Origin of the sequence: Streptomyces coeruleofuscus (assembly GCF_039532725.1) — a bacterium.
Classification (GTDB): Bacteria; Actinomycetota; Actinomycetes; order Streptomycetales; family Streptomycetaceae; genus Streptomyces; species Streptomyces coeruleofuscus.
The window spans coordinates 159,724-181,821 of the sequence record NZ_BAAASE010000001.1 but is presented as its reverse complement, the minus strand read 5'-3'; the positions used below and the strand labels follow the sequence as shown (position 1 = coordinate 181,821).

Sequence of the window (22,098 nt, the reverse complement as noted above, 5' to 3'; positions counted from 1 at the left end):
ACTTCCCGCGCCGGCTTCCGGAGTGCCGCCGCCGGGCCGACAGGCCCTCATCGGCATCGTCGCCACCGCCCGTCCCGCTCGGCTCACTCGGCTTTCGAAGTCGCAGGTCTCCGCGATGACGCGGCACTTGGACACCCCTCTCCTCGCCACCCGGCCCCTGCCAGATCACGGCGTCGCACCGGAGAGCCACGTCCGCACCGTGGCTACCCGAGAACGTCGCGGTCGACGTCGGTGTCGGTGGCCGCCAGCACCGTGACCCGGGTCCGGCTGGGATCGAGTACGGCGAAGGCCGCGTCCGACGTGTCGTGGTGGAACCAGTCCGTGAACGCCATGAACCGCAGCCACCGGTGATCTGTGGCCTGCCGCACCGCTTCGAGGAACGGTACGCCTGCGGGCAGCCCCATGAGCGCGTACAGACTGTCCCAGGCATACAGCCGCGCGTACGCGCCGCCCTGTCCTTGGCCGTTCACTCCGCCGTTGTACGAAGCCGAGAAGAGTTCGTTGAGGACATCGTCGGGCGTCGTCGCGCAGGCGAGGGCGCTGCCCCGGCGCCCGCCTTCACCTGCGAGACAGCGCAAGGGCAGTTCCGTGATGAAGGACATGCCGAAGTCGTCAGGGTTGAGCGGGCTCGGCAGCGTGAAGAACCGTGCCTCAGGCTCACAGGCCCATCCGCCGGCCCTGAACGGCCGGGCAGCCGCCTTCGCCCGCCCGTCGTCACGTGTGTCACCGGCTCGGCGGCCCGCGACGGCACCGCTGTCGGTCGGGGGAATCTCCGGGAAACGCGACCGGAGCTGCTTCGGCGTCTTGATCGGCCCCAGTCCCCGGACACGAACCGTGAAGCGGTGCTCGATGTCCAGGCGCGTCCTGGGCAGTCTAGCCAGCGGGTGTCCCAGTTCACTCAGCCTTTCGGCGTACGCGTCCAAGGTGCGCCGACCGGTCCCTGAACCGGTCAGTGCCAACTCTCCGAGAACACAGGCCCGAAGCTCCACACTCGGACTCGGGATTCCGTCCGGCAACTCGCCGAACAGAGGCTCAAGGTCCCGCAGTTGCTGAGCCTTGACCAGCTTCGCGGCCACCGAGCGCAGCAACCGGTCGGCTTCCCCACGATCCGTGGCCTCGAGGGGCAGCAGCCGGCCCACGATGTCCACGGCAAACGTCGCACAGTCCCGCGAGCGGGTGTCGGCGAGGGTCTCGGCGATCCGCCCGGCGGCCCGCGCCACAGAGGCGCCTCCGGGCCCCTCGGCGGACGCCCGCCGACACAACTGCTCCACCGCTGCGTACAGCTCCTCCGGCCTGCGCTCGGCCAGATGCTGCAACTCTGGTCCGGACCGCTCCCAGAGAGGTCGATCAGAAGCGTCGTCGCCGGGCGTCACTTGGTTGTGGCTCACGCTCCGAGTCTACGAGCAGGAGATCAAGTAACTTTGCTGAGGCATACGTGCCTTGGGTGAAACAGTGCGACGGGGGGAGAGCGTGGGATACCGGCCGACGGATTGGCATGTCCTGGACTTGGACAAGGACCCGACCCCCGGTGATCCCGAGCGGGTGCGCAAGCTCGCCAAGATCTTGCACGACTTCGCCGACGACGTCTCCGACGCGCTGCGCCTGGTCAAGGGCATGGCGGGCGAGAGCACGCTCGCCGAGTGGGCGGGCAAGTCGGCCACGGTCTTCAAGGAGGAGTCCCGGGCGTCCCGAAGAACTTGAAGAAGCTTGAGAAGTCGTACGGGATGTGCGGCGACGCCCTCGCGGCCTTCTGGCCGAAGCTGGAGCGCGCCCAGGCTCTGGCGGACAAGGCGCTGGTGAAGGCGCGGGAGGCTCGTGAGAACCTGTCCTCGGCGCAGTCGAAGCTCTCTTCGGCCGATTCCTGGGTGACCCGGGCCTCGAAGGAGGCCGACAAGTACGAGGACGATCCGACCGGCAGCAAGTCGGACGCGGACAAGCCGGACGAAGCCAAGGTGCGGGCGGCCACGCGGGACGTCCAGCACGCCAAGGCGGCGCAGACGAACGCGCAGTCGGCCGTCAACGACGCCCAGAGTGCGCTGGACGCGGCGAAGAAGATGGCCGAGGACGCGCGCAAGATGCGTGAGGACGCCGCCCGCGAGGCCAAGAACAAGATCGACGAGGCGTCCGACGCCGGCATCCAGAACCGCTCGTGGTGGGAGGACATCGGCGACTGGTTCACCGACAACTGGGAGACCATCGTCGCGGTCTGCAAGGTCGTCGTCGCGGTGGTCGGTGTCATCGCGATGATCATCGGCGGACCGATCCTGGCCGCGATCGTCGTCGTGGCAGCCCTCGTCGTCCTCGCCGACACACTCAACAAATACTCCAAAGGCCAAGCGTCCCTGTGGGATGTGGGATTCGCGGCGCTGGACTGCATACCGGGCGTCAAGGGCCTCACCACACTCGGCAAGCTCGCCACCGGAATGAAGGCCCTGGGCAAGGGTGGCCTCAAGGCGATGGCCAAGGGGCTCGGAAGAGGTCTGCGCAAGGGAGCCGACGACGCCGTCGGCAAGAGCAAGCCGGCCAAGGGGCGGTGCAAGAACGGCGATCCCGTCGACATGGTCTCCGGCGAGATGCTCGTGGAGGAGACCGACGTGGAGCTTCCCGGGCTCCTTCCGCTCGTGCTGCGGCGTACACATCTCTCGACGTACAACTGGGGCCAGTGGTTCGGTCCGTCCTGGGCCTCGACGCTCGACGAGCGTGTCGAACTGGACGGGGAAGGCGTCGTCTTCGCCGCTGACGACGGCATGGTCCTCGTGTATCCCGTGCCCGCACCCGGTATCCCGGTGATGCCGGCGGAGGGCCCGCGCTGGCCGCTGGACTGGGACGGCACGCCCGACGCCCCCATCCGCATCACCGACCCGGCCACGGGACGCACTCGCCACTTCGCCCCACTCGCCGGACCTGTCGCCGCACACGAGGCGTTCGCCCTTCCCCTGGCCGCGGTGACCGACCGCGACGGACGGCGCATCGACATCGACCGGAACGAAACCGGCACCCCCATCGCCGTCCGCGACTCCGGTGGCCGCCACCTCCACATCGACACCGAGGACGACCGGATCGTCGGGCTGCGGCTGCGCGACGAGGAGGCCGGGCCCGACGGCACGACGCTGTTGCGCTACGGCTACAGCCCTGACGGACACCTCACCGAGATCGACAACTCCAGCGGCCTTCCGCTCAGGTTCACCTACGACGTCCAGGGACGCATCACATCCTGGACCGACCGCAACGGCACCTGGTACCGCTTCACCTACGACGACCAGGACCGGTGCATACGAGGCGGAGGCGCCGACGGGTTCCTGTCCTGCTCCATCGCCTACGACCCGGAAGCTCGTGAGACGCGCTACACCGACTCGCTGGGCCACACCACGACCTACCGGTACAACGAGCGCCGGCAGGTCATCGCCCAGACCGACCCGCTCGGCAACACCACCTACGCCGAGTGGGACGCTTACGACCGGCTGCTCTCACGCACGAATCCGCTGGGCCACACGTCCCGTTTCGGCTACGACGAGCGCGGCAACCTCATCTCCGTCGTCCGGCCCGACGGCACGGTCACCACATGCGAGTACGACGCCTCCGACCGTCCCCTGTGGATCACTTTGCCCACCGGCGGCAGGCGTGGCTACGCGTACGACGAGCAGGGCCACCCGACAGCGACCGTCGACGCCGACGGTGCCGTGACCACCTACGCCTATGACGCCTCCGGTGGGCTGCTCGGCGTCACCAACGCCCTGGGAGCGACTCACCGTGTCCACTCAGGACCACTGGGCCTGCCCGACTCCGTCACCGCGCCACTGGGCGGTACGTCTCGCGTCACCCGCGACGCCTTCGGCCGCATCGTCGGCACCGTCGACGCCACCGGCGCTACGACACGCACCACCTGGACGGTGGAGGGCTACCCCGCCGAGCGGATCCTGGCCGACGGCAGCAGCGAGAGCTGGTCCTACGACGGTGAGGGCAACATCGTCCGCTACACCGGCCCTGACGGCCGGAGCACGACCCACGCCTTCACCCACTTCGACCGGCTCCGCGCCCGGACGGAGGCCGACGGCTCGACGACGTGGTTCGCGTACGACACCGAACTGCGGCTCACGTCCGTGACGAGCGCGTCGGGTGCGGTGTGGTCGTACGCGTACGACCCGGCGGGCCGCCTCGTCCGCGAAGTGGACTTCAACGGCCGCGCCGTTTCCTACGCCTACGACGCCGCGGGCCGTCTGGTCGAGCGCACCAACGGCGCGGGCGAGATCACCACGTATGTGCGCGACGCGTGCGGACGGGTCGTGGAGCGGCGCTCCGGCGACGCCATCGCGACCTTCACCTACGACTCCACCGGCCAACTGGTCGCAGCAGTCACCCCGGACACCACACTCACACTCGCACGCGACGCGGTGGGCCGTGTCGTCGTCGAGGAGTGCAACGGCCGCGCGGTGCACACGACGTACGACATACTCGGCCGGCGGGTGGAACGCCGGACTCCGTCGGGCGCCGTCAGTCGCTGGGAATGGGACGCGAACAATCGCCCCACCCGGGTCCGGCTCGCCGACAACGCGTTGTCCTTCGCGTACGCGGCCTCGGGCCACGAGATCGAGCGGCGGCTCGGGGAGACGGCGGTACTGTCCCAGGAGTGGGATGCCGGCCACCGTCTGACCGAACAGACGGTTCTCCGACCAGCCACCTCTGACGCAGGTCCCTCGGACCAGGCACTTCTGCGCCGCTCGTACACGTACGGACAGGACGGCGGCCTGACCGCCATCGAGGACCAGACCTACGGCACCCGACGATTCAGCCGTGATCGTCTCGGCCGGGTGGAAGCGGTCTCCGCCACCGGGTGATCCGAGCGCTACGCCTACGACGCGGCGGGCAACGTCAGCCGGGCGGACGCGCCGGAAGGCCCCCAGGGGGAGCGGGTCCACGACGGCACACTCATACGCAGGACCGGCCACATCACCTACACCCACGACGCACAGGGGCGCCTCGTCCGGCAGGCGCGCAAGCTGCTGTCCGGGGGAACGCGGGAATGGACCTACGCGTGGGACGCCGAGGACCGGCTGACTCAGGTCACGACCCCCGACGGGCGTCGCTGGGCGTACGTCTACGACGGTCTCGGTCGTCGTGTCGCCAAACGCCTGCTGTCCGACGCCGGACGACCGGCGGAGGAAACCGTCTTCACCTGGGACGGTGCCCACCTGGTGGAAGAGAGCAGCTCCGTCGACGGCCCCACCAGAAGCTGGGAATGGGCTCCCGGCACCAACCGTGTGCTGCTGCAGATCGACCAGGACGAGGTCGACCGCCGCTTCTACGCCATCGTCACCGACTTGGTCGGTACACCCACCGAACTGGTCGACGACGAGGGCCGGATCGCCTGGCGGGCACGCACCACGCTATGGGGCACACCGGTAGGCGGCTCCGCGGGTCCGGTCGACTGTCCCCTCCGCTTCCCGGGCCAGTACCACGACCCCGAGACCGGCCTCCACTACAACTTCCGCCGCTACTACGACCCCGAGAACGCCCGCTACATCAGCCCCGACCCGCTGGGCCTCGCTCCCGCACCGAACCACCACGCCTACGTCCCCGACCCTCTTCGCTGGACCGACCCGTGGGGACTGGTCAGCTGCGAAAGCAGCCGGCACGGCATCACGGAGGAACGCGAGGCCCACATCGAGGGCCAGCACGGTCCCGGTGCCCAGGACCGCGTACGGGAGAATGCCGACCCCACCGGGCCGGAGCCCGCACTGCCCGGTGAGTTCTACGAGGACTTCTTCTGGGAGGGAGACGACTTCGTCCTGGGCCGACGGCTCCGGGAGGGCGTCGACGGAACCCCGGCCATACCCAACCCGCGTGCCAGGGCCGGGCAGGACAGCCACCTGCACCGCTTCGAACACGGCGAGCCCGTGGGCATCAACGGCAGCGGGCGGGAGACCAGAGACGTCGAAGTCGTCATCCGTGACGGCCATATTCATACGGCTTATCCGGTCTGAGAGGGCCGGTCGGTACGTGCACACCCTCCTCATTGCGCTCGCGAGGCAGCCGCTCGACCTACGATTCCATCCCCACGGCGTGGGACAAGATCTACGAGGACTCCTACACGTCGAGCTACCCGGCACGGAAAGCCCAGCCCGTTCCTCGACGACTCGTGGATCGACACACCGGAGACCGCATCCTGAAGCCGGACCACCACCACCGCATGTGCAGTCTGTGCATCGCCCGTACCTGCCGGCCGGAGGGCGACTCCTCTTCCGCACGGCAGTCACCGACGTGGCGTCGGAGCCCGCGACATCCCGAACGTCGGGCCCCGATCGGCTCCAGCACCGCCACGCACTCCACATGATGCGTCATAGGAAAAATGTCGCATCGGTAGACGCCTCGACAATGCGCAGGTCAGCTGAGCTTTCTGGGACCCTTCGGCGGTCTGCTGAACGTCCGGAGCGTCAAATGAGCGTCACCGCTCCCCCACGATGACTCCGACGGAGGGGCGCCACCCAGCCGACCAGACAAGGCCAGACAAAGGATGAAGCTGCCGAGCCCGAGGCTCAGGGAGTGCGGCAGGTTCTTGCTGTTGGGGCATCGAAGAACGCTCCGCGTGGAAGGTGGTGCTCACGAGGCAGGAGAGGAGAAATGGTGGACTGGACGCTGGACGAGGGATTCGAGACACCCGGAGGGGTGGTGCGGTGGGGGGCCTTGGGCAGCGGGGACCCACTCGTACTGGTGCACGGCACGCCGTACTCCTCCTTCCTGTGGCGCGACATCGCTCCCGCGCTCGCCCATACCCGCACGGTCTTCTTCTTCGACCATCTCGGCTTCGGCCAGTCCGAGCAGCACGAGGGCCAAGACCTGAGCCTCGCGGCTCACTCAAGGAACTTCGCTCAGCTCCTCGACCACTGGGGACTGTCCCGCCCCAGCGTCGTGGCTCACGACATCGGCGGGGCGGTCGCGCTGCGGACCCTGCTGCTGGAGGAGAGGAACTACCGGGACCTGACCCTCTTCGACGCGGTGAGCGGCGGCGAGTGGGAGCGGGGACTGTTCCGGCTCTTCCTGGAGCACGACGAAGTCTTCCGCAAGCTTCCGGCCTACGCCCACGAAGCGCTGGTCGCAAGCCATCTGCGGCACGCCACGCACGCCGGCTTCCGGCCGGGAATCCTCGACAAGTTCCTCGCACCGTGGCGGGGGAAGGCAGGGCAGCCGGCGTTCTACCGTCAATACAGCCAGATCAGGCAGGCGGACACGGCCGCGTACGAGCACCTGCTGGGCGGTGTGTCGATTCCCGTGCGGATCCTCTGGGGCCGTGAGGACCGCATTCTCCCTCCGGAGTACGCCGAGTGGCTGCACGAACGCGTTCCGCACGCCGAACTGCACTGGATCGATGACGCCGGCCACCTCCTCCAGGAGGACGCGCCCGGCCAGTTGTTGGCCTGCCTGACATCTGGTTTCGCATCAACCTGAGCTGCGGGGCGGCCGAGCGGCTGATCCGGCCCGAAGGCACCCGCGAGCACGGACCCTCCCGTTCGGGGGCGCGTCACGGGTCTCACTGTCCGGCGGAACGGGACGGGTTCCGCCTGCCGTCGGCGTACAGGGAGCCGAGAAGGGCCAGGGCCTGCGCGGAGGGGCTGCCCGGTTCGGCGTGATAGATGACGAGTTGCTGGCCCGGAGCGTCCCGGACGTCGAAAGACTGGTAGATGAGGGCGAGAGGGCCGACATCCGGGTGGAGAAGTCGCTTGGCGTCATGGGTCTTTCCGCGCACGGTGTGCTGCGCCCACAGCCGCCGGAATGCGGCACTGTGTTCGGTCAGTGTGCCCACCAGGTCTCGCAGACGTGGGTGCTCGGGGTCGAAGCCGCTCGCCTGGCGCAGGTTGGCGACGGCGGCCTGGGCGGCCCGGTCCCAGTCTTGGTAGAACTCCCGTCCGGCTGGGTCGAGGAAGGTCATGCGGGCCAGGTTGTCCGCAGGGGTGAAGGGGGCGTAGAGCGCGTCGGCCAGGGCGTTGGCGGCCAGGAGGTCGAGGGTGCGGCTCATCACGAACGCCGGGGTGTGCGGGTAGCCGTCCATCAGCTGACGCAGCGCGGGACCGACGTGCTCGGTGGTGTGGAAGGAGCCTTGGCCGTCCGGTGACACTCCGGCCAGGCGGCGCAGGTGGCCGCGGGCGTCCCTGTCGAGCAGGAGGGCACGGCTGAGCGCGTCCAGCACCTGTGGCGAGGGATGGCGCTCGCGGCCCTGCTCCAGCCGGGTGTAGTAGTCGGCGTTCACGCCGGCCAGGACGGCGACCTCCTCGCGGCGCAGTCCGGCGACCCTGCGTACGCCGTGACTCGCCATGTTGACGTCCTGTGGCCGCAGGTGGGCACGGCGCGCGCGGAGGAATTCCCCGAGATGGTTGTCGTCCATGGCCTCCAGGCTAGGCAGTGGCTCCGCTCTCTGCCTGGGTGTGCCGCACCCAGGCAGAGAGCACCCTGGTACACCCGCGATGACCTGCGCAGACTCGGTCGGGCAAGACACCCGCACCCACCGAGGAAGGCAATGTCATGACAGGCGATGCGCGGAGCGGCCGCGATTCCGGGCATGCCGACGTGGTCGGCATGTGGGTGACCGCGGACGGTCAGATCCGACAGGAGCTGTTGCCGGACGGGCGCTACGACGAGGCCCGGGGAGACCGGCGCAGCGCGTACACCGGCCGGTACACGGTGACTGGCGACCACCTCGACTACGTCGACGACACCGGCTTCACCGCCACGGGCGACATCAGGGACGGCGTGCTCCACCACGAACACCTCGTGCTCTACCGCGAGGACCGGACGGAGAAGCCCTCGTGAGAAGGCGCGCCAGCGTCCTCGTTTCTCACGCCCACGGATACGGAGTCCGCCGCGGTGGGGCCCCTGGCCGCCGCCCCGTCACATAGGGAAGGCAGAGCAATGAAGCAGACCGACGAGATCGCCACGGGCGCCGGCGGAACCGGGGCCGTTGCGGAGGTCTCCCCGCCACCCGGCATGCCGGCCCTGCTGGTGCTGTGCGTGGCTCATTTCATGGACGCCATAGACCTTTCGGACGTGGGCGTGGCCCTGCCCGCGATCCAGCGTGACCTGGGCATGGCTTCGGGCTCCTTGCAGTGGGTCGTGTCCGCCTACGCCCTCGGCTACGGCGGGTTCCTCCTCCTGGGCGGCCGGGTCGCCGATCTGTTCGGCCGGCGACGCGCTTTCCTGACCGCGGTCGCCGTCTTCGGCGTGGTGAGCGTGCTGGGAGCGCTCGCTCCGACCGGTGGCGTGCTGGTCGTGGCGCGGCTGGTGAAGGGGGTCGCCGCGGGCTTCCTGGCCCCGGCGGCTCTTTCTCTGATCACCACCAATTGGCCGGAGGGTCCGCGGCGCGGCCGTGCCCTCGGCTGGTACGCCACCGCCGGCGCCTGCGGCTTCATCGGCGGACTCGTTCTCGGCGGCGTGCTGACCGAACTGTCGTGGCGGCTGGTCTTCGCGCTCCCTGTGCCCATCGCTGTGGGCGCGCTGCTCGCGGGGCTGCGCGTGCTCCCGGCGGACCCCCGGGGCAGCGTTCGCGAGAAGATGGACGTTCCTGGCACGCTGACGGCCACCGGAGCCCTGGTGCTCTTGGTCTACGCCCTCGCCCAGGCTCCGTCGCACGGCTGGCTGTCCGCCCGCACCCTCGTTCTCTTCTTCGCCGCGGCCGGTCTGCTCGGACTGTTCGTGCGGGTCGAGTCCCGCACGAACAGGCCCTTGGTCCCGCTGTCCTTCCTCACCCGGCGCACGACCGCCGGCGCCAACCTGACGATCTTCGCCATGTGGGGCGCCTACACATCGTTCGCGTTCCTCGCCACGCTCTACCTGCAGAACGTGCTGGACTGGTCGCCGTTGCAGACCGCCGGTGCCTTCGTCCCGCTGGGCCTCGCCAACGGCGCGCTGGCGCCGTTCGCGGGGCGGCTCGCCGCCCGGTTCGGAACGCACAGGATGATCGCCACCGGGATGCTGCTCCTCGCGCTGTCCTACGCGCTGTTCTTCCGGATCGGCCCCCACAGCTCCTTCCTCACCGTGGTCCTGCCCGTCATGGTCGTCAACGGGATCGGCACCGCGGCGACCTTTCCCGCGCTGAACATGAGCGCCGTGACCGGGGTACCGGACCGTGACCAAGGGCTGGCGGGAGCCCTGCTCAACACCTTCATGCAGATCGGCGGTGCCGTCGTCCTCGCCCTCGTCACCGCGGTCGTCGAAGCCGGACAGCGCACGAACCGGGGTGACCCCCTGGCGGGCTACGGCCTCGGTACCGGCGTCATCGTCGCCACCGTGCTCGTCGGCCTGGGCGCCGCGCTCCTCATCCGGCACCGGCCCGACAGCCGGGACCACTGACGACGGCCCCTCTTTCGGCCACGAAGCCGTCCGTGACCGCGCACGGACCCCCGACCCGACCCCACCAGGGAGCACCCAAATGATATCCACGACCCCGTCCACCGGAGCCGCCGAGTTCGCCGGGAAGACGGCCCTCGTCACCGGCGCCGCACGCGGTATCGGCAAGGAGACCGCATCCCTCCTCCACACCCGCGGCGCACACGTCGTCGCCCTCGACACACGTCCCGAACTCGCCGTTCTCTCGAAAGAGTTGCCTGGGGTCGTGACCGTGACCGGCGACGTCACCGAGGAAGAAACCGCCACCCGCGCGGTAGGTGCCGCCGTCGACGCCTTCGGCGGACTGGACATCCTGGTCAACAACGCCGGACGCACCCTGACCAAGCCCGTCACGCACACCACTGCACGGGACTGGGACAGCGTGATGGACGTCAACGCCCGCGGTGCCTTCCTCTTCGCCCGCGAAGCCTTCCGGGCCATGGAGGAGCGCGGCGGCGGCGCCATCGTCAGTACCGGTTCGTACGCGTCCACGGTCGGCCTGCCCGAAGGGGTCGCCTACAGCGCATCGAAGGGGGCTCTCGCCCAGCTGACCAAGGTGCTGGCACTGGAGGGCGGCCCGCTGGGCATCCGCGCGAACCTCGTCGCCGCAGGCGTTGTCGAGACCGACTTCCTCGACGCCTTCCGCCCCGACAGCCGCGCCTATCTCGCGTCCTTCGCGGACGTCCACCCCCTGGGCAGGGTGGCGCAGCCCCGCGAGATCGCGGAAGTCCTGTGCTTCCTGGTCTCCCCGCGGTCCGCCTTCGTCACGGGCGCCGTACTCCCCGCGGACGGCGGCTTCACCGCCGCCTGATCCGTCGTCCGCCCGCGGAAAAGCGACACGCTAAGAACATTCGTTTCCTTACGTAATGTGCTTTGTGCTTATGCGCGAGAAGGAAACATCCGAAGGGCGGGAGACAGCGGACGGCGAGGGGCGACGCACCCGCCGCCGCGATCCACGGCGCAGGGAGCGCGTACTCGACGCCGCGCTGGACGTGCTCGCCGAGGACGGGGTCGCCGGGATCACGCACCGCAAGGTGGCCGCCCGGGCGGACGTACCGCTGGGCTCCGTCACGTATCACTTCGTGAGCCTGACCGAACTGTGCACGCGGGCGTTCGCCCGGTACATCGAGCAGCGGAGCACCGAGTACGAGGCGCTCTTCGCCGAGGTGACCTCGCGCGAGGACCTGACCGAGGTCCTGGTGGAACGGGTGCGGGGAGGGCCGTCCCGGCACCGCAGCGCGGTCCTCGGCTTCGTGACCCAGGAGTGGACCAGGTCCAGCCGGGCGGTGCTGGCCCGCTTCACCGGGCCCGAGGCCGCCGCCCGCCTCGACGCCCTTCTGGAAGGAATGATCATGGACACGCTGCTGTCCACGGAACGGGAACCGCGTGCGGAGATCCGGGCAGCCACGGCTCCCTCAGCCTGAGCGCCGGCTCGGACGATCCCGCCCACACGGCCGCCCGGGTCGGGGTGATCACTTCGATCGGCTACGGCGGCTTCGTCTGCGGCCCGCCGCTGATCGGGGCCCTCGCCGACCGGACCGAGCCAACCACTTGGCCTCCACGGCCCGGTGGCCAGACCGCCCGATGAGCGAAGTGGTCAGCTGTCGGGTTTCTTCGAGCGTCGCGGGGCGGCGGCCTGGGTGGGGCGAGCGCCGGCCTCGATCTGCAGTGCGTACACGGCGTTCGTCACGAGTTCACGCGCGTATGCGGCGTCCAGTCGACCAGGGCGGAAGAGGATGCGGTACATGATCGGCGCCACGACACGGTCGATCAGCAGTTCCCTCTCGGGCACCGGCTCCCCCCGCTGCACCGCACGGGCCAACACGGCGTCGATCTGCTCTGCGGCATACGCCGAACACTGACCGGCATTGATGCCGTCGGGATCGCCGAGCAGGGCGTCCCGGATGTAGGCACGCCCGGGCGGCGAGGCCATCTCGTCGAGGAACTGTTCCGCCCACGCGTCGAGATCGGCCCGCAGGCTTCCGAGATCGGGCGGACCCGTTTCCGGGCGCAGTCGTTCGACGGCCACGTCGGACAGGAGTTCCTGCAGATCGCCCCAACGACGGTAGATCGTGGAGGGGGTGACGCCCGCCCGAGTGGCCACCATCGGGACTGTGAGCGCGTCGCGGCCCACCTCCCCTACGAGTTCACGTACCGCCGCATGGACGGACTCCTGTACGCGTGCGCTGCGCCCGCCGGGGCGGGCCATGGGCCTGGGACTCATGCGATCCACCTTAATGCAAATTTGTTGCTTCTAGCCGATGGCCGGCGTCGGCGACCCGCAGGGCTGCGTATCCGGGCGCCCGAGCACGCTGGACGCCCCTGCGGCGATGCAACCGCATGCCGGGCTGGAACGTCCGCCTTCCCTCAGGCAGCGAGGGGAGCAAGCCGCCCCGCGCCGGCCACCGACTCCTCGTAGACACGGCCCACACGGAGCACCGTCGCGTCGTGGAAGGGGCGCGCCATCAGCTGCATTCCGATCGGCAGTCCGGCGTGGTCGTGACCGACCGGCAGGGTGAGGGCCGGGACGCCGGTGATGTTGGCGGGGGCACAGAGGCGGACGTAGCTGTCCGACACGGCCTCGGTCGTGCCATCGGCCCACTCGACGGCTTGCTGCCCCGCCTCGGCGGCGGTCATCGGCACCGTCGGCGCGGCGAGAACGTCGATTCCGTCGAACATGCGAGCCCAGGCGTCTCGCATCATGGTGCGGGCCCGCTGGGCGCGGAGGTAGTCGCCCGCAGAGGTGAGTTCGCCGGCCTCCAGCAGCGCGCGAACGTCCGCCGCGTACAGGTCGGGGGTGGCCCGCAGCGACCGCTCGTGGTACGCGGTGGCCTCGGGAACCATCAGCCCCCACTGAACGGCCTGGATGTAGCGCGCCATCGGGATCTCGACGTCGACGAGCTCCGCCCCCAGCTCCGCCAGCCGCTCGATCGCGCCGCGTACGGACTCCTCGACCTCGGGCGTAACCCGGTCGAAGTAGTGGTTCCGCGGTACGCCGACCTTCAGTCCTCGCAGGTCGCCTCCCGGGAAGCGGTCCAGCATGGGGCCGGACACGCTCGCCGGGTCGCGCGGGTCGTGGCCGGCGGTCGCCGACAGCACCAGCGCGGCGTCCTGGACGGTGCGGGCGAGAGGGCCCACATGGTCGAGGGACCAGGACAGCGAGGTCACGCCTGTGCGTGGGACCAAGCCGTAGGTCGGCTTGAGGCCCACGACGCCGTTCAGGGCCGCGGGGACCCGGATGGAACCGCCCGTGTCCGTGCCCATGGCGAACGTCGCCCCGCCGGCGGCGACAGCTACCGCCGAGCCGCCGCTCGACCCACCCGCGACCCGGCTGTGATCCCAGGCGTTGTTCGTCTGCGGAGTGGTCAGGCCGTAGGCGAACTCGTGCGTGTGCGTCTTGCCCAGGAGGACGGCCCCGGCGGTGCCGAGCCGTTCGGCCACCCGACTGTCGCGTTCCGCCACGTGCCCTGTCCGGACGTGCGAACTCGCCGTGGTGGGTATCCCCTCCGCGTCGATCAGATCCTTGAGCGCCATGGGGATCCCGTGCAGCGGCCCGCGCGGTCCGCTTCCGGAGATCTCCCGTTCGGCGCGGACCGCTGCGGCCAGGGCCGCGTCGGCGGCGACGGTGACGTAGGCGCCCAGCCGTCCTTCGACGGCGGAAATACGGGCGAGCACCGATTCGGTGAGTTCGACGGGGGACAGCTCCCGTGCGCGCACCGCACGGGAGGCTTCGACCAGCGACAGCTCAAACGGTTGCATCGGCGTTCCCCTGCCCGGCTCGGTAGGAGGACGCGGGAGGGGTCTCGCCGAAATCGAGCTCGCGCAACCTGCTGATCACGGAGTGGATGTAGTTGGCCGTCATGGCCACTTCCTCGTGTCGGCCGTCCCCGAGGGGGAGCCCCGCCCGCAGCGCCCCTCGGGCTGCCTCTTGGGGGGTGAGTTCGCTGGTCATGGCGTCCTTCCGGATCTGTGCGGCGCGACGGGCCGGGGCTTGTACAGGACCTCCGACCACCGTAAACGCGAATCATTTGCTTTAGTCGATCGTAGGACCTACGGTGCCTTAAAGCAAACCAATCGCTTTTAGTACGGGAAGGACCCTCATGCAGAGCGTCCCCGCGGGCCTGACGCCTCCCCGCACCTCCCCATCCGGACGCCTGCCGTTCGCATTGCACACCTCGATCCTCATCGCGCTGCTCGCCGCATCCAGCGCGCCGACCCCGCTGTACCCCCACTACCAGGCTCAGTGGCAGTTGTCGGCCCTCGACATCACGGTGGTCTTCAGCGCCTACGCTCTGGCACTCCTGATCGCACTGCTGACGACCGGAACCCTTTCCGACCATGTCGGACGCCCCCCCGTGCTCCTGGGCGCGCTCGCGATCCAGGTCGCCTCCATGGCACTGTTCGCGACGGCCGACGGCCTGACCACCCTGATCGGCACCCGCGTGCTGCAGGGCATCGCGACCGGCGCGGCGACCAGCGCAGCAGGTGCGGCTCTCCTCGACCTGGAAGACCCCGCCCGGCCGGGGCGCCCCGCTCTGGCCAACAGCATCGCGCCGGTGACGGGCATGGCGGCCGGCGTCCTGGCAGCCACCCTGATGGTGCGCTTCGCCCCCATTCCGGCGATCACGGTGTACGCGGCCCTGATCGCCGTGTTCGCCGCGCAGGCCATCGCCCTGGTCTCGACGTCCGAGACCGTCCGCCGCCGTCCCGGAGCACTGCGCTCGACGCGGCCCCACCTGGCGCTGCCGTCGGCGGCCGCCCACGCTCTCCTGCTCAACGGCGCCGGCGTCGTCGCCGTCTGGGCACTCGGCGGCTTCTACTCGTCCCTGGGGCCGGGCTTCACACGGCTCATCTCCCCCGACGGATCCGAATACGCCGGCGGCCTGGTCTTCTTCACGCTGACGGCCGTCGCCGCCCCGACGGTGTACTTCACGCGCAGGATGCGTGCCGACGTCTCCGCTCTTCTTGGGAGCTGCGCGGTGATTCCGGCGGCCGTCCTGACCCTGGGTGCCCTCTATCTCGCCGACCCCGTACTTGTCTTCACCGGGGCGGCGCTGGCCGGGTTCGGCTTCGGAGCTGTCTCCCAGGGTGCGCTGCGCGCGGTCGTCGACTCGGTACCGGCCTGGGAGAAGGGCGGCACGCTCGCCTCCTATTACGTACTCAGCTACTTGGCGATGAGTCTGCCCGCCATCGGCGCCGGCGCCCTCACCGCCGGCTTCGGACTGCGTGCGGCAGCACTGGCCCATGCCGGCTGCGTGGCCGTACTGGCGACCGTCGCAGTCTCGACGCTGACCGCCCCGCTGCGCAGTCGGCGCCGGACACCGTCTGCGGACGCCCACTCCCGCCCGGCAACGAGCAACTACACATCCGCCTCACCGGACACACCCGCCCCAGACATCTCGGTCCTCGCGACCCATAACAGGTAAGGAAGGTCTTCGTGTTCACCTCATCGCAGACGACCAAGTCCACTACTCGCCCCGCCTCTGCCTGGACGGTGGGCAACCACACCGTACGACGCATCGACGAAGTGGTCCTGCCCGCCCAGACCGGTCCGTGGCTGCTGCCCGGGGCAACCACCGACCTCGTGAGCCGGACTCCCTGGCTGAGCCCCGAATTCGTCGACGAACAAGGCGTCCTGCGCCTGGCGAGTCACAGCTTCGCCGTCGAGGTGGACGGCATGCGGGTGCTGGTGGACACCGGCATCGGAAACGGGAAGCGGCGCTCCAACCCCGCCTGGCACAACCTGAACAGCGACTACGAAGCACGGATACGGGCGGCGGGCTTCGCGCCGGAGAGCGTTGACGTCGTGGTCCTGACCCACCTCCACGCCGACCACGTGGGGTGGAACACGCGTGCCGAGGGCGACGCCTGGGTGCCCACCTTCCCGAACGCGCGTTATCTCACCTCACGCACCGAGTGGGACTACTGGGCGGGTGTCGACATGGAGGAGGCGCGTCGACAGATGTTCCGGGACTCGGTCCATCCCGTCCGGGAAGCAGGTCTGTTCGACCTCATCGATGTCGCGGACGAGGGCACGGACGTCGCGCCGGGCATCCGTCTGCTGCCCACCCCCGGCCACACACCGGGGCAGGTAGCGGTGGAACTGAGCAGCCGTGGCGAGACCGCACTGGTCACCGGCGACAGCATCCACCACCCGGTCCAGATGGCGCATCCGGAGCTCTGCAGCTGTGTGGACGTCGCTCCCGAACTCGCGGCCAGGACCCGGACCCAGGTGCTCGGCTCACTGGCCGGTACGTCAACTCTCCTGCTGGGGAGCCACTTCCCGCCGCCGACCGCCGGACACGTGCGACGCGAGGACGGCGGGTACCGACTGGCCCCGGCTCCGTCAGGGGTCACGCCCATCGGACGGCTGAAGCGGATCGGAGCACCCAGGACGGGCCGCGCACCGAGTCGCACCGGTCCGTGCGGGTGACGTCCTGGCGTCCGCGACCGGGCGGCCCGGGAGTGGCTACGAGACTCCTCCGGCATGCGCTCCGTCGTCACCGATGGGGGCCGGGGGAAGTTACGACCGATCACCGGCTCGCGCCCTTAGCGCAAGCCGGCTGTCGGCTGTCCCTCGTGGGCGACAGTCACGCCGACGCGTTGCGAACGAGGGCAACCTGCCGGCCCCACTCGCCCCTGGCGGGCCAAGCAACGCGACCCTGCTTCAGTCTCACGAACCGAGCGTCATTCGAGCGTCAAGAGTGATGAATGCACGTCGCCGACGCAGCAGGTCAGACACCCTTGTCCGCAGGCTCCAGAATCGCCACGCACTCCACATGGTGCGTCATCGGAAAGATGTCGGCTTGGACGAGCTGCGGAAACTACCAGGTCAGCGCCGGTTTCTCGGCCAACCGACCGGCGTGCGGACGTCCCGAGCATCAAACGAGCGTCATGACGGACAGTCCGTCCACTTCACCGACGCCGCCAGGCCACCAATTAGGACTTCGAGGTGCGTCAGGTCGGACGGGACTGCCCGAGCGGCCAGTGTGGTGTCAATCCTCATGGTGCTCGGGTCGACCGGTGGGCGGAGCAAATGATCGCCTGACGGGGTGGGGACGGCTATGTCGAGTCTGACCGGTGTGGTGCGCCTGGCCAGGCAGCCATCGCCGCGTCGACCACCCGCTCCAGGGTCTGCCGTGTCGCCCCGTCGCACGCTTGCTGGTTCATCCCCTGGATGACCGCCGTATGGAAGGCCGCGAGCCCATCGGCGTCCACGTCGGCGCCGAGCAGTCCTGCATCGATGTCGTCGCGGATGCGGGCGGCGATCGACCCCGGCACCGGCGCCACCCCGAAGGCCCGGAACCCCCTCGACATCGACGAACTGGCCGAACGGTTGGTCGCGGCTGCCGACGCGGCAGGGCTCACACATTTGCAGTCAGTGGGTACTCACTCGGCGGCCCCGTCGCGATCCGCCTCGCCGCGCGCCATCCCGAGCGCGTCAGCTCACTCGTGCTGAACGCGTCTTTCGCGCACGCCGACACCCGCACCGATCTCGCAGCCTCCGTCTGGCACCAGTTGTTCGCGTCCGGTCAGCACACACTGCTCGCTGAGTACCTGAACCTGATGGGGCTCGGTGAAGCAGTTTTGAACGCCCTTACCCCGGACCAGGCCCACGTCAGAGCCGAGCAACTCGCTACCACCCTCCCCTCCGGCACCGGTGACCAGCTCGGCCTGGTCCGGCGGGTCGACGTCCGCGCCGATCTCGCCGGCATCTCCGTACCGACACTCGTCGTCATCACCACCGCCGACCCCCTGATCTCCCCCGCTCTGCAACGACACTGATTTCCTCGCACGGAACTGAGGACCAGGAGCCCCTCACCTCTTCCTGGCCAAGGCTCTGGACCAAGGAAAAGGATTCATCCACCCGGAAATCCGCATCCAGGGGAAAATTCCTTCCCCCTCACAGACGTGGACATCATCACGGCCTCGACGAAGCATGGTGCCAGGACCACCCGCCAGCGGGTCACGGATGACGAAAAGGGACAGACTGCCATGATCGAGACGGTTTCCTTCAAGAACAAGGCCGTGGAAATCGCGGCACACCTGCACCTGCCGGACGACTTCTCAGAGGACAAGAAATACCCGGCTCTCGTCGGAATTCACCCGGCCGGCGGAGTGAAGGAACAGACCATCGGCCACTACGCGAAGCGGCTGGCCGCGCACGGATTCGTCACTGTGGTCTACGACTCCTCCTACCAAGGAGAAAGCGGCGGCGAGCCTCGTCTTCTGGAGGACCCGACGGCGAGAGTCGAGGACGCCCGCTGCGCAGCGGACTTCCTCACCACTCTCCCGTTCGTCGACACCGAACGGATCGGCGTTTTCGGCATCTGCGCCGGCGGGGGTTACGCGATCAGCGTGGCGCAGACCGAACGCCGCTTCAAGGCGGTGGCCACCGTCAGCGCGGCTCCGATGGGTGAGGGCTCCAGAGGCTTCCTGGGACACCTGTCACCGGTGTCCGACCAGATCAAGACGCTGGAAATGGTCGCCCAGCAGCGCACGGCGGAGGCCAGGGGTGGGGACCCGGTCTACGCCCCGTTCGTCCCGGAAACGCTGGAAGAGATCGACGACAACACCCCGGACCTCCTGCGTGAGGGGTACGACTACTACAGGACGCCCCGCGGTCAGCATCCCCGCTCGAAGGGCGGTTTCCTGCTGAGCAGCATGGACAGGATGTATGCCTTCTCGGCCTTCGACCAGATTCCGGAACTGCTGACCCAGCCGATGCTCCTCATCGCGGGGAGCAAGGCGGACACCAAGATCTTCAGCGATCAGGCGTACGAGATTTCCAACGGCCCGAAGGAGCTGTTCGTCGTCGAAGGCGCGACGCACATCGCCATGTATGACGTACCGGAGTACGTGGATCAAGCGATCAGCAAGATGGTGAAGTTCTTCGCCGTCCTATAGCAGTGCGCTCTTCCGACGCACAGCTCGGTTCACCCGGACAAAGAAATTCGAGGAGCACGATCCGCATGTCCCCTTCCGGCCCTCCCGGAATCGCCATAGCCCTTCATTCGGGCTACGGCCACACGGCCGTCATCGCCGAAGCCGTGGCCCGTGGCGCGGCCGACTCCGGTGCCGAGGTCGTCTCGATCTCCGTCGACACGATCACCGACGAGCAGTGGGCCCAGCTGGACGCCGCTGACGCGATCATCTTCGGTTCCGCCACGTACATGGGCACCGCCTCGGCGGCCTTCCACGCGTTCGCCCAGGCCAGTAGCAAGCGCTGGTTTCCCCACGCCTGGGTGGACAAGCTCGCCGCGGGGTTCACCAACGCCGGCGCCCAGAGCGAGACCGACGCGGGTCCGGATGCGGTCCACCGCTCCGACATCGCCACCGCCGAGCACCTGGGTGCGCGCGTCGCCCGTCAGGCGGCGATCTTCCGCGCCGGGCATGCCACCCTCGCCGCCTGACCACGCGGACTTCCCGTAACAGCCACACAAACACCCCACGCACACGAGGAGTGAACCGTGTCCGAATCCCCGAGCCTGGCCCTCATCCGCCGGGTGTACGAATCCCGCATGGCCCCGGAGGTCACCAGCGAGGTCATGGCGCCGGACCTCGTCTGGGACATCACCCCCGGATTCCCGAACAGCGGCGTCTACCACGGCTGGGACGACGTGGCGAAGAACTTCTTCGGCGCGACGATGACCAGCTACGAGTCCTTCGGCGCGGTACCGGAGGAGTTCTACGCGGACGACGAAGGCCACGTCTTCGTGTTCGGGCACTACCACGCTGAGACGAAGACCGGGAACAAGGCCGACGTCCGCTTCATCCACCTGTGGACCGTCCGCGACGGCAAGGCTGTCAGCATGCGGCAGGCCGCTGACAGCCACGTCCTCCAGGAAGCCCTCAACGGCTGACATCACCACCGGGAGAAACACCCCCATGACGAAGATCCTCTTTGTGATCACCGCGTCCGACCACTGGACGCTGGCCGACGGCACCCGCCACCCGGCCGGCTTCTGGGCCGAGGAGGCGATCGGCCCGTACCAGGTCTTCAAGGAGGCCGGATACGGGATCGCCGCGGCCACCCCCGGCGGCGTACCGCCCACCGTGGACGCCCTCAGCCTCACTCCCGACTTCAACGGCGGCGAGGAGGGCGCGGAGCGCATGCGCTCCGCGCTGCGTGAGGCCACCGAGCTGGCACACCCCATGCGGATCGAGGACGTGAACATCGACGACTACGACGCCGTCTTCTACCCCGGCGGCTGGGGCCCCATGGAGGACCTGCCCGACGACGGCGCCTCCGGCAGGCTGCTCACCGACTGGCTCGCCTCCGGCAAGCCCGTGTCCCTGGTGTGCCACGGCCCCGCCGCCCTGCTCGCCACCATCGGCCCCGACGGGACCTCCCCGTTCGCCGGCTACCGCCTGACCGGGCTGTCCAATGCCGAGGAGAAGCAGAACGGTCTCGCGGACCGCGCGAAGTGGCTGCTCCAGGACCGGCTCGTGAACGAGCTCAGGGCCGACTACCGCGAGGCCGACCCGTTCACCCCGCACGTCGAGGTCGACCGCACGCTGTACACCGGCCAGAACCCCTACTCGGCCGTCCTTCTGGCCCAGGAACTGGTCAAGGCACTGAGCTGACACCACACAGCACCGCATGATCCCCAGCCACCAGGTACGCCCACGGCGCGTACCTGGCCCGCGTCTCACCTCGTGTAATCACATGAGCGGGAGATAAGATTCTCGTGCGCCGGCAGCCGAAAGCCGGGGGAGGATTACCTCCCCATCACTTACAGTGCCGGGCCCTTGTGCGAGGCTGGAGATCATGCACCGCGACCCGCACCTGAACGAGCTGGGCGAGTTCCTCAAGGCCCGCCGTGCCGAACTCAGTCCCTCCGAAGTCGGGCTCCGCGGCGGGCAACGGCGGCGTGTGAGCGGGCTGCGCCGCGAGGAAGTGGCTCTTCTCGCCTCGATCAGCACCGAGTACTACACGCGCATCGAACAGGGTCGTCTCCAGGCATCGGCCGCTCTCCTGAACGACATCGCCCGGGTGCTCCGGCTCAACGAGGCTCAGCACACCTACCTCTTCGATCTCGCGACCAGGCAGAGGGTGCGCCCGCCGTTCTCGGGCGACCGCCAGCAGGTGGATCCGCAGTTGCAGCGCATGCTGGACGATCTCACCGCCACTCCTGCCTTCGTCATCGGCCGACGGACCGACGTTCTCGGCTGGAACCAGCTCGCCGCAGGGCTGTGGACCGACTTCGGCCGCTACCCGGAAGAAGAGCGTGTGTTCATCCGGCTGCTGTTCACCGAGCCCTGGATGCGCGAGCTGTACGCGGACTGGGAGGAGGTCACCCGACTGGCCATCGCTCACCTGCGCATGGAGAGCGCACGGTATCCCGGCGAACCGCGCCTCGCCGCTCTGGTCGAGACCCTCTCCGCCCGCGACGCCCAGTTCCGTCAGTGGTGGGCCGAACATGACGTCGCCATGCGGGACAAGGGCACGAAGAAGCTCCGTCACCCGGTGGTGGGCGAGTTGACGCTCGACTGGAACACGCTCACGTGCGGTACGGACCCCGAGCAGCACATCATCGTCTGGAACGCCGAGTCCGGTTCCCCGTCCCACGACGCCCTGCGCCTTCTGGCTTCCTGGTCGGCGGAACAGAAGCGGACGGCGTCCGACACCGTCGCGTGAGCCTCCGGCCTCTCCGGGACCGGAGAGGCCGGAGGAGGACTACCTCACAGCGTTCACGCCCGTGAGGTCCGCCGACAATTCCC

The 22,098-nt window shown here is 69.0% G+C and carries 22 protein-coding genes; 16 read left to right on the top strand and 6 right to left on the bottom strand.

Annotated features, from left to right (window positions below; all coding sequences use genetic code 11):
- Positions 1-203 precede the first annotated feature (203 nt).
- Positions 204-1,388: a DUF6183 family protein gene (locus tag ABFX81_RS00795; RefSeq protein WP_346137476.1), complete on the bottom strand. Its 1,185-nt coding sequence runs from the start codon at positions 1,386-1,388 to the stop codon at positions 204-206.
- A gap of 118 nt (positions 1,389-1,506) precedes the next feature.
- On the opposite strand from ABFX81_RS00795, the gene ABFX81_RS00790 reads away from it, so the two are divergent.
- The 4 genes from ABFX81_RS00790 to ABFX81_RS00770 all read left to right on the top strand — a co-directional run bounded on the left by ABFX81_RS00790 (position 1,507) and on the right by ABFX81_RS00770 (position 7,443).
- Entirely contained in the window at positions 1,507-1,701 is a 195-nt protein-coding gene (locus ABFX81_RS00790) for a hypothetical protein (protein ID WP_346137475.1), read from the top strand.
- Entirely contained in the window at positions 1,698-4,835 is a 3,138-nt protein-coding gene (locus tag ABFX81_RS00785) for a DUF6531 domain-containing protein (protein WP_346137474.1), read from the top strand. Before ABFX81_RS00790 ends, ABFX81_RS00785 begins: the two co-directional genes overlap by 4 nt.
- 357 nt (positions 4,836-5,192) lie before the next feature.
- Positions 5,193-5,981 carry an RHS repeat domain-containing protein gene (locus tag ABFX81_RS00775; RefSeq protein ID WP_346137473.1) on the top strand — a complete coding sequence of 263 codons (789 nt, stop codon included), beginning with the start codon at positions 5,193-5,195 and terminating at the stop codon, positions 5,979-5,981.
- Between the two features lie 640 nt (positions 5,982-6,621).
- Positions 6,622-7,443: an alpha/beta fold hydrolase gene (locus tag ABFX81_RS00770; protein WP_086850627.1), complete on the top strand. Its 822-nt coding sequence runs from the start codon at positions 6,622-6,624 to the stop codon at positions 7,441-7,443.
- 82 nt (positions 7,444-7,525) lie between these two features.
- Here ABFX81_RS00770 and ABFX81_RS00765 read toward each other — a convergent pair whose 3' ends face one another.
- Positions 7,526-8,377 carry an MmyB family transcriptional regulator gene (locus tag ABFX81_RS00765; protein ID WP_086850621.1) on the bottom strand — a complete coding sequence of 284 codons (852 nt, stop codon included), beginning with the start codon at positions 8,375-8,377 and terminating at the stop codon, positions 7,526-7,528.
- Between the two features lie 137 nt (positions 8,378-8,514).
- Between ABFX81_RS00765 and ABFX81_RS00760 the strand changes: the two genes are divergently transcribed.
- From ABFX81_RS00760 to ABFX81_RS00745, 4 genes are all read left to right on the top strand, one after another.
- Entirely contained in the window at positions 8,515-8,802 is a 288-nt protein-coding gene (locus ABFX81_RS00760; RefSeq protein ID WP_086850619.1) for an Atu4866 domain-containing protein, read from the top strand.
- Between the two features lie 99 nt (positions 8,803-8,901).
- Positions 8,902-10,338, top strand: coding sequence for an MFS transporter (locus ABFX81_RS00755; RefSeq protein WP_086850618.1), 1,437 nt, complete (start codon positions 8,902-8,904; stop codon positions 10,336-10,338).
- A gap of 79 nt (positions 10,339-10,417) precedes the next feature.
- Positions 10,418-11,185: an SDR family oxidoreductase gene (locus tag ABFX81_RS00750; protein WP_086850616.1), complete on the top strand. Its 768-nt coding sequence runs from the start codon at positions 10,418-10,420 to the stop codon at positions 11,183-11,185.
- A gap of 70 nt (positions 11,186-11,255) precedes the next feature.
- The gene (locus ABFX81_RS00745; RefSeq protein ID WP_086850614.1) at positions 11,256-11,798 is read left to right on the top strand and encodes a TetR family transcriptional regulator; all 543 of its coding nucleotides are present in this window, start codon (positions 11,256-11,258) and stop codon (positions 11,796-11,798) included.
- A gap of 173 nt (positions 11,799-11,971) precedes the next feature.
- Here ABFX81_RS00745 and ABFX81_RS00740 read toward each other — a convergent pair whose 3' ends face one another.
- The 3 genes from ABFX81_RS00740 to ABFX81_RS00730 all read right to left on the bottom strand — a co-directional run bounded on the left by ABFX81_RS00740 (position 11,972) and on the right by ABFX81_RS00730 (position 14,326).
- The gene (locus tag ABFX81_RS00740; RefSeq protein ID WP_346137471.1) at positions 11,972-12,583 is read right to left on the bottom strand and encodes a TetR/AcrR family transcriptional regulator; all 612 of its coding nucleotides are present in this window, start codon (positions 12,581-12,583) and stop codon (positions 11,972-11,974) included.
- Positions 12,584-12,741: 158 nt separating this feature from the next.
- The gene (locus ABFX81_RS00735) at positions 12,742-14,133 is read right to left on the bottom strand and encodes an amidase family protein (protein WP_086850610.1); all 1,392 of its coding nucleotides are present in this window, start codon (positions 14,131-14,133) and stop codon (positions 12,742-12,744) included.
- Positions 14,120-14,326 carry a hypothetical protein gene (locus tag ABFX81_RS00730; RefSeq protein ID WP_086850607.1) on the bottom strand — a complete coding sequence of 69 codons (207 nt, stop codon included), beginning with the start codon at positions 14,324-14,326 and terminating at the stop codon, positions 14,120-14,122. The genes ABFX81_RS00735 and ABFX81_RS00730 overlap by 14 nt, the downstream gene beginning before the upstream one ends.
- A 148-nt stretch (positions 14,327-14,474) precedes the next feature.
- Between ABFX81_RS00730 and ABFX81_RS00725 the strand changes: the two genes are divergently transcribed.
- Both ABFX81_RS00725 and ABFX81_RS00720 read left to right on the top strand, forming a co-directional pair.
- The gene (locus ABFX81_RS00725) at positions 14,475-15,800 is read left to right on the top strand and encodes an MFS transporter (RefSeq protein ID WP_086850604.1); all 1,326 of its coding nucleotides are present in this window, start codon (positions 14,475-14,477) and stop codon (positions 15,798-15,800) included.
- A gap of 68 nt (positions 15,801-15,868) precedes the next feature.
- Complete coding sequence (locus ABFX81_RS00720) at positions 15,869-16,807, top strand: MBL fold metallo-hydrolase (protein WP_346137470.1); 939 nt, start codon at positions 15,869-15,871, stop codon at positions 16,805-16,807.
- A 629-nt stretch (positions 16,808-17,436) separates the two neighbouring features.
- Here the strand turns inward: ABFX81_RS00720 and ABFX81_RS00715 are convergent.
- Positions 17,437-17,691, bottom strand: a complete 255-nt coding sequence (locus ABFX81_RS00715; RefSeq protein WP_086850601.1) for a hypothetical protein — start codon at positions 17,689-17,691, stop codon at positions 17,437-17,439.
- Between ABFX81_RS00715 and ABFX81_RS00710 the strand changes: the two genes are divergently transcribed.
- The 6 genes from ABFX81_RS00710 (at position 17,581) to ABFX81_RS00685 (ending at position 22,015) form a co-directional block, all read left to right on the top strand.
- Positions 17,581-18,159, top strand: a complete 579-nt coding sequence (locus ABFX81_RS00710) for an alpha/beta fold hydrolase (RefSeq protein ID WP_346137755.1) — start codon at positions 17,581-17,583, stop codon at positions 18,157-18,159. The two genes, ABFX81_RS00715 and ABFX81_RS00710, sit on opposite strands and share 111 nt — an antisense overlap.
- Positions 18,160-18,285: 126 nt before the next feature.
- Positions 18,286-19,281 (top strand): alpha/beta hydrolase, encoded by a 996-nt coding sequence (locus ABFX81_RS00705; protein ID WP_346137469.1) that lies wholly within the window; start codon positions 18,286-18,288, stop codon positions 19,279-19,281.
- A 65-nt stretch (positions 19,282-19,346) separates the two neighbouring features.
- Positions 19,347-19,787, top strand: a complete 441-nt coding sequence (locus ABFX81_RS00700; RefSeq protein WP_086850597.1) for a flavodoxin domain-containing protein — start codon at positions 19,347-19,349, stop codon at positions 19,785-19,787.
- 57 nt (positions 19,788-19,844) lie between these two features.
- Complete coding sequence (locus ABFX81_RS00695) at positions 19,845-20,237, top strand: nuclear transport factor 2 family protein (RefSeq protein WP_086850595.1); 393 nt, start codon at positions 19,845-19,847, stop codon at positions 20,235-20,237.
- A gap of 25 nt (positions 20,238-20,262) precedes the next feature.
- Positions 20,263-20,961: a type 1 glutamine amidotransferase domain-containing protein gene (locus ABFX81_RS00690; protein WP_346137468.1), complete on the top strand. Its 699-nt coding sequence runs from the start codon at positions 20,263-20,265 to the stop codon at positions 20,959-20,961.
- 184 nt (positions 20,962-21,145) lie between these two features.
- Entirely contained in the window at positions 21,146-22,015 is an 870-nt protein-coding gene (locus tag ABFX81_RS00685) for a helix-turn-helix domain-containing protein (protein ID WP_086848291.1), read from the top strand.
- Positions 22,016-22,098: the final 83 nt, after the last annotated feature.

Coding starts and splice junctions, on each gene's coding strand:
- ABFX81_RS00685 (WP_086848291.1), top strand. CDS start 21,146: ATGCACCGCGACCCGCACCTGAACGAGCTGGGCGAGTTCCTCAAGGCC.
- ABFX81_RS00745 (WP_086850614.1), top strand. CDS start 11,256: ATGCGCGAGAAGGAAACATCCGAAGGGCGGGAGACAGCGGACGGCGAG.
- ABFX81_RS00755 (WP_086850618.1), top strand. CDS start 8,902: ATGAAGCAGACCGACGAGATCGCCACGGGCGCCGGCGGAACCGGGGCC.
- ABFX81_RS00700 (WP_086850597.1), top strand. CDS start 19,347: ATGTCCCCTTCCGGCCCTCCCGGAATCGCCATAGCCCTTCATTCGGGC.
- ABFX81_RS00690 (WP_346137468.1), top strand. CDS start 20,263: ATGACGAAGATCCTCTTTGTGATCACCGCGTCCGACCACTGGACGCTG.
- ABFX81_RS00730 (WP_086850607.1), bottom strand. CDS start 14,326: ATGACCAGCGAACTCACCCCCCAAGAGGCAGCCCGAGGGGCGCTGCGG.
- ABFX81_RS00735 (WP_086850610.1), bottom strand. CDS start 14,133: ATGCAACCGTTTGAGCTGTCGCTGGTCGAAGCCTCCCGTGCGGTGCGC.
- ABFX81_RS00760 (WP_086850619.1), top strand. CDS start 8,515: ATGACAGGCGATGCGCGGAGCGGCCGCGATTCCGGGCATGCCGACGTG.
- ABFX81_RS00750 (WP_086850616.1), top strand. CDS start 10,418: ATGATATCCACGACCCCGTCCACCGGAGCCGCCGAGTTCGCCGGGAAG.
- ABFX81_RS00725 (WP_086850604.1), top strand. CDS start 14,475: ATGCAGAGCGTCCCCGCGGGCCTGACGCCTCCCCGCACCTCCCCATCC.
- ABFX81_RS00715 (WP_086850601.1), bottom strand. CDS start 17,691: ATGTCGAGGGGGTTCCGGGCCTTCGGGGTGGCGCCGGTGCCGGGGTCG.
- ABFX81_RS00740 (WP_346137471.1), bottom strand. CDS start 12,583: ATGGCCCGCCCCGGCGGGCGCAGCGCACGCGTACAGGAGTCCGTCCAT.
- ABFX81_RS00765 (WP_086850621.1), bottom strand. CDS start 8,377: ATGGACGACAACCATCTCGGGGAATTCCTCCGCGCGCGCCGTGCCCAC.